Annotated in this window: 15 protein-coding genes and 3 tRNA genes; 6 read left to right on the top strand and 12 right to left on the bottom strand. The window is 55.8% G+C overall.

The window, feature by feature from the left end:
* Positions 1 to 12: 12 nt before the first annotated feature.
* Entirely contained in the window at positions 13 to 591 is a 579-nt protein-coding gene (locus PY308_RS09510) for a NuoB/complex I 20 kDa subunit family protein (RefSeq protein WP_275790602.1), read from the bottom strand.
* A complete protein-coding gene (locus tag PY308_RS09505; protein ID WP_275790600.1) occupies positions 582 to 947 on the bottom strand; it encodes an NADH-quinone oxidoreductase subunit A in 366 nt (121 codons plus the stop codon). Before PY308_RS09505 ends, PY308_RS09510 begins: the two co-directional genes overlap by 10 nt.
* 466 nt (positions 948 to 1,413) lie before the next feature.
* Here PY308_RS09505 and PY308_RS09500 point away from each other — a divergent pair, with 466 nt between their 5' ends.
* Entirely contained in the window at positions 1,414 to 1,677 is a 264-nt protein-coding gene (locus PY308_RS09500; RefSeq protein ID WP_275790598.1) for a DUF982 domain-containing protein, read from the top strand.
* Positions 1,678 to 1,704: 27 nt separating this feature from the next.
* On the opposite strand, the gene PY308_RS09495 is transcribed toward PY308_RS09500, so the two are convergent.
* Positions 1,705 to 1,781 (bottom strand) — tRNA-Asp (locus tag PY308_RS09495).
* 47 nt (positions 1,782 to 1,828) lie between these two features.
* Positions 1,829 to 1,905 (bottom strand) — tRNA-Asp (locus PY308_RS09490).
* A 381-nt stretch (positions 1,906 to 2,286) separates the two neighbouring features.
* Here PY308_RS09490 and PY308_RS09485 point away from each other — a divergent pair.
* The 4 genes from PY308_RS09485 to PY308_RS09470 all read left to right on the top strand — a co-directional run bounded on the left by PY308_RS09485 (position 2,287) and on the right by PY308_RS09470 (position 4,542).
* Positions 2,287 to 2,362 (top strand) — tRNA-Val (locus tag PY308_RS09485).
* A 447-nt stretch (positions 2,363 to 2,809) separates the two neighbouring features.
* Positions 2,810 to 3,340, top strand: coding sequence for a hypothetical protein (locus PY308_RS09480; RefSeq protein WP_275790596.1), 531 nt, complete (start codon positions 2,810 to 2,812; stop codon positions 3,338 to 3,340).
* 116 nt (positions 3,341 to 3,456) lie between these two features.
* Positions 3,457 to 3,729, top strand: coding sequence for a hypothetical protein (locus tag PY308_RS09475; RefSeq protein ID WP_275790594.1), 273 nt, complete (start codon positions 3,457 to 3,459; stop codon positions 3,727 to 3,729).
* 327 nt (positions 3,730 to 4,056) lie between these two features.
* On the top strand, positions 4,057 to 4,542 hold the full coding sequence (locus PY308_RS09470; protein ID WP_275790592.1) for a response regulator: 486 nt from the start codon (positions 4,057 to 4,059) through the stop codon (positions 4,540 to 4,542).
* Here the strand turns inward: PY308_RS09470 and PY308_RS09465 are convergent.
* Entirely contained in the window at positions 4,515 to 5,162 is a 648-nt protein-coding gene (locus PY308_RS09465; protein WP_275790590.1) for a hypothetical protein, read from the bottom strand. The genes PY308_RS09470 and PY308_RS09465 overlap by 28 nt on opposite strands.
* A protein-coding gene (locus tag PY308_RS09460) for an IS630 family transposase (RefSeq protein ID WP_275782665.1) occupies positions 5,114 to 6,174 on the bottom strand; the annotation gives its coding sequence in 2 pieces (ribosomal slippage) (positions 5,114 to 5,682 and positions 5,682 to 6,174; 1,062 coding nt in all). Before PY308_RS09460 ends, PY308_RS09465 begins: the two co-directional genes overlap by 49 nt.
* A gap of 104 nt (positions 6,175 to 6,278) precedes the next feature.
* Between PY308_RS09460 and PY308_RS09455 the strand changes: the two genes are divergently transcribed.
* A complete protein-coding gene (locus tag PY308_RS09455) occupies positions 6,279 to 6,587 on the top strand; it encodes a hypothetical protein (protein WP_275790588.1) in 309 nt (102 codons plus the stop codon).
* A gap of 94 nt (positions 6,588 to 6,681) precedes the next feature.
* Here PY308_RS09455 and PY308_RS09450 read toward each other — a convergent pair whose 3' ends face one another.
* From PY308_RS09450 to PY308_RS09425, 6 genes are all read right to left on the bottom strand, one after another.
* Positions 6,682 to 8,718, bottom strand: a complete 2,037-nt coding sequence (locus PY308_RS09450; RefSeq protein ID WP_275790586.1) for a hypothetical protein — start codon at positions 8,716 to 8,718, stop codon at positions 6,682 to 6,684.
* A gap of 177 nt (positions 8,719 to 8,895) precedes the next feature.
* The gene (locus PY308_RS09445; RefSeq protein ID WP_275790584.1) at positions 8,896 to 9,519 is read right to left on the bottom strand and encodes a hypothetical protein; all 624 of its coding nucleotides are present in this window, start codon (positions 9,517 to 9,519) and stop codon (positions 8,896 to 8,898) included.
* 75 nt (positions 9,520 to 9,594) lie between these two features.
* Positions 9,595 to 9,813 (bottom strand): hypothetical protein, encoded by a 219-nt coding sequence (locus tag PY308_RS09440; RefSeq protein WP_275790582.1) that lies wholly within the window; start codon positions 9,811 to 9,813, stop codon positions 9,595 to 9,597.
* A 94-nt stretch (positions 9,814 to 9,907) separates the two neighbouring features.
* Positions 9,908 to 10,552 (bottom strand): glycoside hydrolase family protein, encoded by a 645-nt coding sequence (locus PY308_RS09435; protein ID WP_275790580.1) that lies wholly within the window; start codon positions 10,550 to 10,552, stop codon positions 9,908 to 9,910.
* Positions 10,553 to 10,622: 70 nt separating this feature from the next.
* Positions 10,623 to 11,081, bottom strand: a complete 459-nt coding sequence (locus PY308_RS09430) for a hypothetical protein (RefSeq protein ID WP_275790578.1) — start codon at positions 11,079 to 11,081, stop codon at positions 10,623 to 10,625.
* Positions 11,082 to 11,344: 263 nt separating this feature from the next.
* Positions 11,345 to 14,215, bottom strand: coding sequence for a GDSL-type esterase/lipase family protein (locus PY308_RS09425; RefSeq protein ID WP_275790576.1), 2,871 nt, complete (start codon positions 14,213 to 14,215; stop codon positions 11,345 to 11,347).
* Position 14,216: the final 1 nt, after the last annotated feature.

Genomic DNA, 14,216 nt, shown 5'->3' with positions numbered 1-14,216 from the left:
GATCCCCTGCCCTTACCGTTCGATCGTGCCTGTGCGGCGGATCTTCTTCTGCAGCAGGAGCACCCCGTAAAGGAGAGCCTCTGCCGTGGGAGGACAGCCCGGCACATAGATATCCACAGGCACGACGCGGTCGCAGCCACGCACCACCGAATAGGAATAATGATAGTAACCGCCGCCATTGGCGCAGGAACCCATCGAGATGACGTAGCGCGGCTCGGGCATCTGGTCATAGACCTTGCGCAAGGCAGGCGCCATCTTGTTGGTCAGCGTACCGGCGACGATCATGACGTCGGACTGGCGCGGTGACGCACGGGGCGCAAAGCCGAATCGTTCGGCATCATAGCGCGGCATGGACATCTGCATCATCTCCACAGCGCAACAAGCCAAGCCGAAGGTCATCCACATCAGCGAGCCCGTGCGGGCCCAGTTGATCAGCTCGTCCGTGGAAGTAACCAGAAAACCCTTGTCGGCGAGCTCGTTGTTGATTTCGCCGAAATATTTGTCGTTGCTACCGATCGGCTTGCCTGTGGAAGGATCGATGATGCCCTTCGGCTTCTGAGCAACCATAGTCGTGCCGGATGTCAGTTCCATTCCAGCGCTCCCTTTTTCCATTCATAGATAAAGCCGATGGTGAGCACGCCGAGAAACGCCATCATCGACCAGAAACCGAACCATCCCATTTCACGGAATGAAACAGCCCAGGGAAACAGAAATGCCACTTCAAGGTCGAAGATGATGAAGAGGATCGACACAAGGTAGAATCGGATGTCGAACTTCATGCGGGCATCGTCGAACGCATTGAAGCCGCACTCATAGGCCGAAAGCTTTTCATCGTCAGGCGCTTTGAACGCCACGGCAAAGGGCGCGATCAGCAGCGCGAGGCCGATGACCAGCGAAATGCCGATGAAGATGGCGATCGGAATATAGGAGCCGAGAAGGTCTGTCATGGTATCCGTCCCTGCCTGTGAGCGCGCTGGATGGGCGCGAAAAACAAAGGATCACAGGCCGAATATATGTTGCAACGCCACCGTGGTTAGCGCAGCCAGCGCCGCGGTGCAAGCCTTCAAAGCGGTTTTCACTCGCGACTTCACCGGACAGGCTGCCTGCCGCGACACCCGGCCTGGCCACCATCTTCACGGAAAGCCGTCAAACCCCACAGGAAGTGAGAGCCGTACCAGGGGAGAACTGCTCGAAAGCCCTGCGCTACAAGGCCTGCCGCGAACCGACCGGCAGGCGCGAGGCATCCTCGACCAATCCCGGCCGGCCTTTCGCAGCACCGACCCACGCAGGATGCATAGCGGCTATCGCTGATTTGCATGGATCACTTTCTGTCGCATCTGCACGGATGTCAGTTCGCGCATCATCGCCGCGCAAGTTTGAAAATTTACAATCTGCGTCAGTATGGAGGAACCCATGGACGATATTGTCTGGCCTGAAACCGTTCAACTCGAACTGAATGGCCGATATGATGTGCTGAGCATTTCCAGCAGCCGGGAAGCGGCGGACCTGCTTCTCAATCAATGGCCGCAGAAACGCGGGCCCTGCTACAAGCTTGCGGTCATGACCTGCCTGGAAAGTTTCCGTGGACGCCAGCCGGCCGAACTGGCCCGCCTGGATCTCATCGCCGCAGCGATCGAGGCACATATTTATGTGCGGTCACAATCCATCGGCGCCTGAGCGTTTGAAGGTCGTTCCTGGTGAAAATGGCGCGAGTGACGGGGCTCGAACCCGCGACCTCCGGCGTGACAGGCCGGCACTCTAACCAACTGAGCTACACCCGCGCATTTTCATGGAAAAATCCGGACCAAGCAAATCTGCTGTCTTGAAATGGCGCGAGTGACGGGGCTCGAACCCGCGACCTCCGGCGTGACAGGCCGGCACTCTAACCAACTGAGCTACACCCGCAGTCATTTCAAGTGATCCGGATGCTTTCGCATCCTCATCGAACCGGTGTTGCCGCTTCGATGAGCGGCTAACTACGGGGTTCGTCTTTTAGTGTCAAGCAGGTTTGGAGACAAAACAATGACAGCTGTGGAATTGTTTCCACAGGAACAGGAGACCGCGCCTTCCAGCGGGTCTTCGCCTCCCGTCACGTCATGGGCAAGGCACCGTGCAACTTTCCGCCGGCACTTGTTTTTCCACAGGACACTGTCTCCGCCCGCCCCACGCGCCGGACCAGCGCGGCGCAAAAAAGCAAAAAAACTTGCGAAACACCCTTGCGGTTTTTCACCGATACGCATAGATCACGGCCACCGACGCGGCAGACATTACGTCCTGCTTTGCGAAGGGCGATTAGCTCAGTTGGTAGAGCGCCTCGTTTACACCGAGGATGTCGGCGGTTCGAGTCCGTCATCGCCCACCAAATACTCCCTTTCTAAACTCGCCGCAATGCCTTGCGCCATAAGGCTTTCAGCCGTTTTTGACGATCTCGAAAACCCCTCACCTAGCCTCCCCAAACCACCCTTGATTATATTGAGTAACCCGAAACGGTTCCCTCACCCTGTCTCCCGGATTTGGGTGTTGTCTCAGTTTGAATTTTGACAGCCTGCCTGTCGCGCGGCACCGACCTTTCCTATAAGCTTGCGGGAAATCAGGAAACGGAAATGGCCTGGCGCCCAAATGGCACGACGTTGCGCACCCTAAAGGACACTTTGCCAGTGGAGTACGTTCGCTTGGTCCTGGCGCAAGTCCACGACTGCGAAAGGTCACTTGGTGACGCCCAAGTGCGCGTTTGCCTCAATGCCGATATCGAACCTCCGCACTACACAATTGACGCTGTAATGGATCTGGATACAGGCGAGACGACTGGATGGGAAACTTTCAGTGGGAAAACTCACAAGCCCTTATCTGCCCGCCAATCTTCCAAAGTTGTATGGTCGGCGGATCACATGACCTTCCAGCAAGTCTCGACTTTGATCGGGGAAATGAGAAACTACTCCAAGAGATGAGACTGTGCCGTCAGGACCTAAAAGACACAAGCGCGATTGCGATAAGGAAGATGCAGATGCCGTCCTTTACTGATCCCATCGACGCAGTGAATTTCTTAATTGACGATTTTCAAAAGCGCATGCAACGGCTGGAGGGTGAAGTGTTGGCACAGCGGATCGCCTGCAGCATGCTTTCCGATCTGATTAACGACGAGACCAAAATAAAATTCCTTGGAATGGCTCTGGAGAAGATTGAAGAGTTTCGCACATCGAGAGAACCGCCTCTGGCAGAAGATGATCGTTTTGTTAATGGGGCCAAGGAATGCTTACAGTCGATTTTTACAGTCGTGAAGACACCGACTGCCCCGGCTTTCTCAATCGTAAAAGGAGGCAAAGAGGACGATGAGCGCTAAAGGAAAACTGATCGTTCTGGCAGCATTCGACAAGGACGACGAGGGGAACCTATTGGCACCGTCGCCCGTATTCGGACTTTAGGCAGGATATATCTGTCTTTTGGTTGGGAATTGAAATGACGACACCGGATGCGCGACGGGAACGATGGCAAAGGTCCGCTGACCACAAAATTGCGCACGGCTTTCACGTAGAGACCGACCCGGCGTTTTTGAGTTGGATCGAGGAATGGATTGCTGGCAATATCACCATCAAAGAGGTGCAGACGCGATATGCCGCGCTATTGATGTCGAGAGATAAGGCGGGCATCTCCACCAAACATCAGGTTGTAACGGCATTGATAGAGCAAATCGGGCGAGAACTGCCTGGCGCCGCCGATGACCGGATCTGAAGCTGAGGCCGGCATGGCGAAGTGCCGGAGATGGAATGATGGTCCCCTGCCAAGCCCCACCCCGCACTTAGCAACATCGATATTAAATTAATTGATGGTCAGATGCCTGCAGAGGTGTATTATAACGACACCAGTCCCACTACGCCCATTCGACCCCGGCCGTGACTGTTTGAGAGACGATCCGCTCTTGCCCAATTAGTGGAGCAGAGCACAGTGTCTCTCTTAGATTTACTTTACCTTGAAGAGCCCCGAGCTGACGCCGTAGTTGCCGCCGTCCACCGATGGTGCGCGGAGCATCAACGCGCGATTTCAGGCGATGACGGAAAAATGGCCATTGGCATTGCGGTCAGACTGGCGAAGTCGGCCGATTACGGTGGACCAGATCTTTTCATCGCGCTCACCCGGGAAATGGCGGTGAATGCCGTGCCTGTTTGTGTGGGAAGGATACTGGTGCTGGAAGACGAGCCGTTTATCGCGCTCGACGTGGAGCAGAGTCTCCAGACAGCGGGGTTCAAGGTCGAGGCTTGTCACTCGCGGGGCGACGCAATCAAGTGGCTCACGTCCAACATTCCGTCCCTGGCTGTTTTGGACTTCCAGTTGAAAGATGGCGACTGTTCCGACGTTATGGCGGTTCTACGGGCCCGAGGTGTTCCAATTATTATCTGCACCGCCTCTTCTCAGGAAAGTGTTTCGGCATCCTTCGGCGGCGTTGCGTGGCTGAACAAGCCATTTGATGAACGGCGGTTGTGCGAGTTGGTCAACGAGTTGATGTTGGAACGGGAATTCTACGACAGTATGGAGAAAGCGGTATGAGCGATCAGGAACACGCAAAGCGCAGGCCTAGAGGATCGTCCCCAAGAGGTGATTTCGAAGCGTCTAAAGCGGCAACGCTTAAACACGAAGAAGCACGCGAAAAGGAGCGTAAACGGAAAACCGATGTTCTCAGGGCTATGCGGCTCGGGCAGGATAAAGAACGCCGGGATCATTAAATGGCGGGACTTCTTCGTTTCAAAATTGCCCGTCGGGTGACCAAAACGAAAAAAGCCGCCGGGGTTCATCGGCGGCTTATTACGTTTTGAAACCTGTCTGCTGAAATATTGTCCAATAAGCCTCCCAATATCCGGGAAGCCTACATCAATATTATGAACCTTAGGAAGGATTCTTTTCGTTTGCGTTAGACGCCTATTTTCAGGTGCCCAACACTGACGGTCACCCGCATTGTAGTCGAGAACAGCGGCGCTCCGACCCCCGCTGGCACCGAAAGTGAGAAGAATGTTCTTCGTTCCTGCCAGCGGACAATTCGGAAGCTGGCGGCGCCTGAGGAGTTGAACCGCAGCGCGGTTTGGGTAGACTTGGGCAGACGATTTATACCAACCGTCACTGATTAGAACCCTTGCGCCCATTTGCGTCGGCCGATTGACATGATCTTCCATGGTCGTTGCTGGAGGGTTCTCCAAGCGTAGCAGCAGTGGTCGACGATATCCTCGTAGGATTTGAAGACTCGGTTTGAGAGCCAGTTGTCCCTCATGAACTGCCAGATGTTTTCGACCGGGTTCAACTCGGGCGATTTGGGCGGCAGTGGCAGGATGGTGATGTTTTCTGGAACGACGAGATTGTTGGACATGTGCCATCCGGCCTGATCCATGATGAGGACGGCGTGTGCATGAACGGCGACGTTGCGGGATATCTCGATCAGGTGCTGGTTCATGGCATGGGTGTCGCACCACGGCATGACGAGAGCGGCGGCCTTGCCGTGCTTGGGACAGATGGCACCGAAGATATAGGCCGATCGGGTTCGCTGGTCGTGCGGCGCGGACGGCCTTGAGCCCCGCTTGGCCCAACGACGCGTGATCTTGTTCTTCTGGCCTATCCGGGCTTCGTCCTGGAACCAGATTTCGATTACTTTGCCCTTGGCGGGACCTGCGGCGATTTCTGCCACAGCGGCGGGGAAGTTTTTTTAAATGCCTCGGCCGCCTCGGCATCCTGCGCATGATGTCTTGGGCGAGCCGAGAGCTTGCGATAGCCCATGGCACGCACTTCGCGGCCCAGGGTCTCCTCGCTCACCGAGATGCGGAACTCTTCCCAAATCCATTGCGCCAGATCACACAGACGCCAGCGAACGACTCCATCCAGATACGGGGTCGGTCCGCGCTCTATGGCTTGCGCCAAAGCCGTTCGCTGTTCATCGTTCAGGAGAGAAGGTTTGCCCGGGGCCTTGCCGTTGATAAGGCCGGCGGGACCGCGTTCATTGAAGCGCACCACCCAGTCGCGCACGATCTGAACCGTCACACTGCCAAGCCGGGCGGCATCGGCGCGTGAGCCGCCATCATAGATCGATGCAAGTGCCAGAAGCCGCCGTGCCTGATCGGCATCGCGTGTCTGCCGAGCCAGAAGCCGCAACCTGGCTCCGTCGAAGTCCGATCGCAAAGAAATCGCTGAACCCATCACAAACCTCCAGTTTGCATCACAGATTCAGATTCGTTGGCTGCTGGGAATCCCCTTCAGAGTCATGCTCACTGACGGTTGGTATTAGTATGTCCGGAGAGGGAATGAGCGCCACGACAGACTTCGTTGCGGAACTTTACCGTGCGGCCAATGAGGTCAGGAAGCTCACGCCCTTCGAACGCCGTCGGTTGATTGAGCGGGCTGTGGCGACGGTGCGGGATTTGCGAGAGCAATCAGGCAAGACAGACGGCCCGAGTGACAAAGGCCTGCTTTCGGAAATCGCATTGCTGGCAAAGGAAGTGGCAGGTGTTCCCGATCAGGTCGTATCGCACGGGCTGCTTGTGGCTGCCGATATGATCCGCACTCTCAGGGTCGAACTTGATGCTAAGACACGGGTACATCGAACGGAATGAGTAGAAGCGCTGGCCTTGTGTCCTACTGTGTGGGTGGACGCCAAGGCCAGCTGATAGCACTTTGCACTAACTCAGAATTGAACTTAAAAAGTCGTCAAGCGATAGTGGCGAGTTTAATCGTTGTTCCCGCCGCAGTTTTGACGGTGATGTATCCGTTGATGGGAGCGTCAGCATTGGCGGAGAGAGTGCCAAATCGCATCAATCCAGCTCCTTTTGGTGAGAATTGAATATCAATGTTCGTGTCTGCTCCGGCTGCTTGGAAATGCGGGCCGACATTCGCACCGCCTGCTAAAATCGTGAGATAGTTCACAGTCGATGCGGCGGACGCAGCACTTTGCAGACGCAGTACTTCTCTTACGTTAGCCGGATCACCGTTATTACCGATACCCAGCCGCACGCTGTCCCGGGCTGCCAGAAGGGCGGCGGTCTGTACCCCACCATCTGGTGCGAAGCTGAGAGAGTACGTAGCAAGCCCCGGGACCCCCTTTTCGTTCAAGATCATGTGTCCCGACAAAAAAGAGAGATTGTAGGGTGTCAACACTCTGTCATATGAGTTTCCCATGATTAAGTGATTCTTGGCAGTCGTTGCGGTACCCGCGATGCCTATCGTGCAATCAACAAATCGGTTGGCGAGAATTTTCGCGGCCGAAAAATTTGCCAGAATCGCTGTTGCGCACCCTTCAAAAACAAAGTCCATAATTGTTACGTCGTCGCCACCGGGAAAAGGGTTCAAATCATCGTCGTTGCGGATGAGGCGGGTATAAACACCTATTTCGGCCCCCTTTATCCTGCCGCCGCGAACTAAACCAAATGGCTGACTGAACTCGATACCGACCGTTCCGGCGGGGCAAGTGCCGTACACCATCAAGTCAGTCACCGTGCAATAAGGCGCACGGACTTCGATAAGCGCGACTGCCGGTGCTTTTTCACCTCCGGTGAATTTCACCATGATGTTCGTTGCGCGGCCACCTTGAGCGCCTACGCCGTGCAGCCCTAGGGATGAATCTAGACCTTCTTTAAAGCGCACGACTGAGGCCCACTCAGATGTGGGGTCGGAGGGCAACTCATCAAAGAATAAATTTTCCGCGATGCAGCCAAAACCCATTAAGTCCACAATAGCGCTAGCGATGGTATCTTCGGAGCGGCAGCAATTGCGGAAAGTGCATTCCGACACGAAAATGCCGAATATTGAGCCGGGCAACGGCTCAGGCTCAGTATTGCCGGGCGGCAGCGCAGCGGGAATGTTATTCTTGAAATCGATGGCGTCTTTCGCAGAGTTCTCGAAAAAGCACCGGCTTATGACGATGCTTTGATAGGCCCCGCTCTGGAATCCGCAGTGATAGTGACCGCTGTTCAGGAAGGTGCATGAGTCAACAATGTAGTCCCTCGCGCCCTCCCAACCGCTGTTTGACATATGGCCGACGAAGGTGAGAGTGTCCGCGCAATTGGCGTCAAATGTGATGCCCCGGCAAGATCCTCCAGAATACTCAACCGTGCCGTTCGTCAATGGTGGGCGAAAATGCTGCACCGTTCCATAACGCCCTAGGGTTTCGAAACACTTGATTGTTGATCGCCCCTGCACTCCAAATACTTCAACATTCGGAAGCCCGAACATTAGAGCGTACATGCGATACGTGGCAGGGTTTTCGGAGCGATTAGCAAGCAGCAAATGCACTACGAAGGTCTTTGGCGGAATGTAAAGCCTAGAGCCAATCACTGCCGCAGCGTCATAAGCGATTTGGATGCGGTCAGCGCACAGGGTCGCGTTAGTACCGCTTGTCGCGTTGGCCTTCGCGCCGGCCATTTCAACCGAGATTTCCGCCTCGTCAATTTCGAACCAGCGGGCCCCATTCAGGAATTTCATGGCGTGAGTGGGCTCGGTCGGGACTTCTTTGTAGTGCGCTCCGCCTATTAGGGTCGAAGCGTCGTTATACACCGGACTATAATATTCAACAAATACACGGTGAACATCTGCTGGAATGAAGGTCGTGTTAGCGTTAGCAAAAGATGGCACGCGCTGTACGGCACCAACGGCTCTATCCAATCCAACCTGCACCGTTGTCGCAACGCCACCCGTCGGAGTAAACGAAACCACACCAATATCACCTGTAATATCCGCAAAATCAGTCATAAATTTTTCCTCTAATTAACAACAACTCAAGAGTGCAAAATTAATGACAGAATACAAGGAGATATTGAGTTTCAACTATTTCACTAATCTTATGATAAACAAAACGTGGTCGGTGTGGGCTTCAGGGTTGTCTACTAATGAAGCAATTGCGGTAGCAATCTGTGGAATATACATTGGTCATTGCGATCGTTGAGGGCCATCGAATCGCTGTCGCTCGACGCGATCAAGCCTTTCCCTCAGATCCAAAATCACGTCCCGAGCGCTGTAGGTGGATGCCTGCCCCTGCTTGAGTTCATCGATCTGCTTTTGCATCTGGGCGCGCTGTTGATCTTCAGACGTCCATGCGCGCTCCAGTTCGGCGCGTGGCACCATCTGTTCATTGATTTTGCCGATAGCGATATTCACCGCACCGAACTTATCGATGTACTCGTTTCGCGAGACGACCCGGTTATTCTCATAGGTCGATTTGAAGTCCTGAAATGCAGCAACAGACAAAGCTCGCTCCGTAATCAGGCGAATATCGGCCTTGGTTTCCGCCATCGTTTCCCTGACAGGGTAATAGAGTGCGCCACCAATACCAAGAAACACGGCAAAGCAGACGCCAAGCGCCGACCAGATGACAGGCCACTGGGTTTTCTGGCCCCCCCGAAATTCATCGGAGAGGCCCCGGATTTGAGAGCCTACCTCGGCAAAGCCACGCGAAACGACCGTCTCGAGGTTGCTAATGCGGGAGCCCTGATTATCGACCCGTTCCCCAAGCTGGGCATACTTCGCTTCCGGATCGAAGGTTCCGTTGGCCATGTCGGTACTCCTGTTGCTCATTGTCGGTCTCTCATATCGATGCGATGCTATGCGTCTTTATCGGTTGGTCCGATGTCATTCCTTGACAGGCGGTTGGGCCTTGATGAGCCCCGTCAGCCCGTCGCGCGTGACATTGATCGTCAGCTTGATGACATTCTGAGCGATCAGCGTTCCCGCGGCGATCTGTGCCGCCGTCGTGGTGCTGAAACCAAGGGCGGTCCAATCGGTCAGGATCAGGACGCCGATGATGCCGGCCACCAGGTTGAGGATGTTGTGAAAGAGATTGCTGTTCATGGTCGATCCTTTCAGGAAAACAGAATTGTGAACCCTGCCCCGGCGATGATGATGCCGAGGACAGAGAGGATGATGATTTGGATGGTGGGCATGGTCAGTCGCCCAGGAACTGCAGGCGTTCCGACTTGCGGCGATTACCGAGGCCTTTCACCGTCTTGCCTCCGGCTTTTACCCAAGACATGAACGCGTCTGCCGCCCCTACCCGGTCGCCTGCATTCAGCTTTTTGACGAGCGTGGATTTCGAAAAGGCACCGCCGCCGATATTGAATGCCAGCGAAACGAGGGCGTCGAATTCATGCTGGGAGAGCGGCACTTTCACCGCGTCGAGCACTGCCTTCTCGAATGTCTTCAGATCCCGTGACAGGATGGCATCGGACTCTGCCGCCGTGATGACCATGCCCGGCGTGACGGTTGGTGGCCCGGCCTCGCTGGTGTGACCGACGCCGATCGTGAGGACGCCGACGCTATCGCGATAGGCTGTCAGCCTGTTATCCTCGCGAAGTGTGATTGCCGCCCGCCCCGCTGCGCTTGTCGTCAAGCCTTCGTCCGAAGGAACCGCCACTGCCGGGAACAGCTTCGCCAAAGTCTTTGGCCCGACTTTTCCATCACGCACCAGATCGTTCGCAGACTGGAACTGTTCGATGGCATAGCGCGTCTGCGGCCCGGCAATGCCGTCCAGCTTTCCTTTGTAATAGCCACGGCGATGCAACTCGGATTGGATATCCAAGGTAGTTTTCACAACGATGTCCTTTGAAGAATGAGCCTATCGCGCCATTGCGCCGGGCCAATGCGGCGATGCCGCGTCGAGACTAAACGGTGATGCCGCGTCGGGTGGCATAGGCACGTGCCCATGTCGTGATTGTGCTGGCCTCGCTCAATGTAATCGCCCGGTCGTAAAACATCGCAAGGGCAATATCGTTCGCGCCCGACCGGTTATAGTCAGCGCCGATCCGCATCGGGCCGCCGCCATTTATTTCTCGGTTTGCCGTTGCAAGGGACGAGGCGGTTATCCCACTGGTCTTGTTGTAGATCGTGAGCACGCCAATCGTTGGGACGCTGAGGATGCCCAGCGTCCAAGTGCCGATACTACCCGTGCCCTGAGCAGTCGTGCCCGCAGGATCGCCAACGCGACCAGCGCCACCGATGATGGATGTCGCCCCGGTTTGGGCGTAAAGCGAGACGCCAAAATCGGTCGCCGCGATGAAATTCCCGAGGAGCCCGGTATTTACCGCAGAGTCCGTGCGCCGGGCAATAACCACCATGCTCATCGCCAATGTCTCGGGGATGTTAGTATCTATCCGACCATTTGGCCCGAGAGAGGCGTAACCGTCCTCCCATACAGGGTTGCCGACCACAGTCGCGGTTCGGTCGCCGCCTGCAAAATTGATGGTCGCTACATCTGGGCCATCCCCGAAAAAAAACGCCCCTGTCAAATTAGCGGTCACGGGAATGTCGAATGCCTCGATCGGCGGATACCCGGTTCCTGGGAGTGCGATTGAGCCGATATTCAGTGCGCGTATAGCCATAATTTTTACCTCAGCTTGAAGAAGTTTTCGTTGATGATGTCTGTGATCGCTCTCGCTCCGACCGCGCTGTGATGTGCCAAATCGTTCCACATCCCCAGCGGTTGAGTTTCCGCCCAGGTCCCCATTTGTCGGGTGAGGCTTAAAAATTCGACATCGTTGGCCGCGCACCATGTGTCTAGAGCATCGGAATATTCCTCAATCGGCGTGATGAGCCCGATAGGTGACGACAAGGAGGGCGCAATCATGATCAGCCCGATATCCGAGACAGCTGATCGGGCAGCAGCAGCAAGCGCGGCAATCGCCTCGATAAAAACATCCGGTGGAGAAAGTGGCCGGTGACTATCGTTTGTGCCGAGGATGCAGATGAGGACATCAGGAGCGAGGTCTGCCAACTGCGGGCCGATCTGGCCGAGATAGGTCAGCATCTGGGAGCCGTCGATTGAGGCATTGCCCGCTTTAAGTATTTCCGCCCCGGCGCCAGAACCCGTCGAGTAGAACCCTCCGATAGAGACGGTCCCGGTATTGCCTGTCGTGTCGATTGCGAGTGCGTGTGCGTTGTTCACGAGACCTGAAATGGTCGTCACCCGCAAGGCGCCGTCTGACGCCTCATTGACCGTCGTCCAAGCGCCGCCATCGACCTGATAGCGCCAGGTGCCACCGTGTGCAAAACTGTAGATCCGCACCTCGGTCGCAACGAGGTTGCCAATAGAGATTGTCGCGGTTGTCGATGTTGCCGTGATGAGTTTTCCATCAATACCGACGCCGTTTGGCCAAATCGGGACGTTGGTGGTTGCATCGACAAACGTCCACCCGTTTTTCGCAAAGGTTACTCCGCCAATCTGCGTAATGCCCTCTACATCCTGCCATCCGTGGCCGGCCAGACCAATCGTTCCAGTCATGAGATCGCGTAGCGCGTTGGGTATGGTCCTCAGGTCCGACCAGCTATCGCCCATCAAGGCAATCCGCAGCCGGTCTGACCCGCCAGGATTTGTTTTTATCAGTGCGGTTTTTGCCTTTGCGCGGTGCAACGTTCTTCCGTCGCTGGCTAAACGCGAAGGCCTAGGCTCGTTTGCGGAAAGCCCTGGCCCCGATAGGCTTCCGTTCGGCGTCAGCCAAAGGATGACCTTTCCGTTAGCCGTGATGAGCGGCACATACGTGGCGGCTTTCACCTCGGTCGTGACTAGATCGACGGCACTCTTTGCGAGCGGCCTTGACAGCCCCTTTGAAGCCAGATCCCCCTCCGGCGTCAGCCAAAGGATGACCTGTCCATCAGCTGTGATGAGAGGTATTGCGATGTCGGAATTCGATGTGGTTGTCATGCGATCGACAATTGACATCTGTAGAAACTCTGACAAGCCCTTCGCAGCAAAATTTCCACCGTCAAGCCAAGCTACAACCCTATCGTTACTGACAATCAGAGGGATGTTTGCAGGCTGGCTATCAATCGTTGCGCCCAAGGCACGCTCGTCGAGTGCGTCCTCGATGTTGTCGATCGCCAGCGTCGTTTGCTCAAAGCCGATGGTGACGACCTCTTCGAGGCTTTCCCGCGCCTCAACCTCTGCGGCCAGTCCGGCGTCCAGCGCCTCCCGTGCCGCTATTTCAGCCGCGAGATCATCCGTGATTTGAGTGATGTCCGCACCGCCGTTGATCTGATCGGTGACATCCCGGATGTCGATTGTCGCCACAACGGTGACGTGGTCTGAGCCAAATATGCGCAGAAGCGGCAGCCCGTAAACCGCCGATGGCGGAATGACATAGTCAAGATCGCCAGGCGCTCCGGCTTGTCCGATCAGGTAAGAGACCCTGATCGTGCCGGCGGCGATCGTCGGGTTCAATGGTGTTCCGAGGACACCATTGCCGACGTGGTTTTTGTTGTAATTTAGGCTCTGCCAGCGAGTTTCCACGCCGTTGCCGAGGGGGTCGAGGGCGTCCGTGGTGCGCTTCAGAACGCACAGGACCAGGTAGCTCCGATCAGGGTTGATTGCGAAATCAATTCTCGGAGCAATATCGACAGAGGCTCCAGTTACGTCGGCGCTGGAAATCTGCAGCACCGAACCCAACTCGGTATCGTTGACGATCGTCCCGATGCTAAGAGGCGGTCGCGTCGCTGCAGCACCGGTCAATGTCGAGCTGTAGAGCAACTTTGCGTCACCCGGCCGCTCGTATGCCTGCCCGATCAGAACAGTCGCCTGGGCGGCAGCAGCAGATGCAGCCTCCGAAATTGAGCCGAATGCATCTTCGATTGCGTCCGACACCTGGGAACTTGTGACGAGGGAGGCAATCGCATCCGAGATGGCAGTTTCAACGTCCGAACCGCTGGGGTAAAAAGTGTCGAAATGTGTCTTGAGTGCAGCTTTGAAATCCGCCCATGTCGGCAGTTTCAGCGCGCCAGAAGCGTCGCTGTCAAACAAAGCGATTTTATCCGTATCGGCAGGCGATGCCTTCCCCAGGGCGGTCCCAAACAGTGTGGACACGGCGGACAGCGTCGCATTGAGCTTGCTGCTCTCCAGATCATCGATCCCCGCGATTGCAGTAGCCAGGTCGGCCGCAAACGTCGATGGGAGAGCGAGGTTCGTTTTCGTCCAGATACCCGCGCCGCTTTCGACAAAGACCCCGTTATTGTCGGGCACAGGGTCGGCGAATACGATGCCAAGCGAACCATCCGGCCGTGTCGTGTTCGCAAGAAGGCCTGACTTCAGGGAATAAACGACGGAATTTCCGACCACAATGCCGTTGATGACCGTGTGAACGATCTCACTGATCGCCGCCTCGATTTCGGTACCCCAAATCTGGACCTCGTCATTATCAACCCGGCGGGCAACGCCGCTGGCATCCGTGGGCGCAAATACGTCCACGGCTGTCTGTGTATAAGCCATT

Source organism: Pararhizobium gei, from assembly GCF_029223885.1.
GTDB lineage: Bacteria > Pseudomonadota > Alphaproteobacteria > Rhizobiales > Rhizobiaceae > Pararhizobium > Pararhizobium gei.
The sequence above is the reverse complement of the archived record's forward strand: the minus strand, read 5'-3'. Positions and strand labels throughout refer to the sequence as shown.

Coding starts and splice junctions, on each gene's coding strand:
- PY308_RS09510 (WP_275790602.1), bottom strand. CDS start 591: ATGGAACTGACATCCGGCACGACTATGGTTGCTCAGAAGCCGAAGGGC.
- PY308_RS09505 (WP_275790600.1), bottom strand. CDS start 947: ATGACAGACCTTCTCGGCTCCTATATTCCGATCGCCATCTTCATCGGC.
- PY308_RS09500 (WP_275790598.1), top strand. CDS start 1,414: ATGGACGATATTGTCTGGCCTGAAACCGTTCAACTCGAACTGAATGGC.
- PY308_RS09480 (WP_275790596.1), top strand. CDS start 2,810: ATGGGAAACTTTCAGTGGGAAAACTCACAAGCCCTTATCTGCCCGCCA.
- PY308_RS09475 (WP_275790594.1), top strand. CDS start 3,457: ATGACGACACCGGATGCGCGACGGGAACGATGGCAAAGGTCCGCTGAC.
- PY308_RS09470 (WP_275790592.1), top strand. CDS start 4,057: ATGGCCATTGGCATTGCGGTCAGACTGGCGAAGTCGGCCGATTACGGT.
- PY308_RS09465 (WP_275790590.1), bottom strand. CDS start 5,162: ATGGAAGATCATGTCAATCGGCCGACGCAAATGGGCGCAAGGGTTCTA.
- PY308_RS09455 (WP_275790588.1), top strand. CDS start 6,279: ATGAGCGCCACGACAGACTTCGTTGCGGAACTTTACCGTGCGGCCAAT.
- PY308_RS09450 (WP_275790586.1), bottom strand. CDS start 8,718: ATGACTGATTTTGCGGATATTACAGGTGATATTGGTGTGGTTTCGTTT.
- PY308_RS09445 (WP_275790584.1), bottom strand. CDS start 9,519: ATGGCCAACGGAACCTTCGATCCGGAAGCGAAGTATGCCCAGCTTGGG.
- PY308_RS09440 (WP_275790582.1), bottom strand. CDS start 9,813: ATGAACAGCAATCTCTTTCACAACATCCTCAACCTGGTGGCCGGCATC.
- PY308_RS09430 (WP_275790578.1), bottom strand. CDS start 11,081: ATGAGCATGGTGGTTATTGCCCGGCGCACGGACTCTGCGGTAAATACC.
- PY308_RS09425 (WP_275790576.1), bottom strand. CDS start 14,215: ATGGCTTATACACAGACAGCCGTGGACGTATTTGCGCCCACGGATGCC.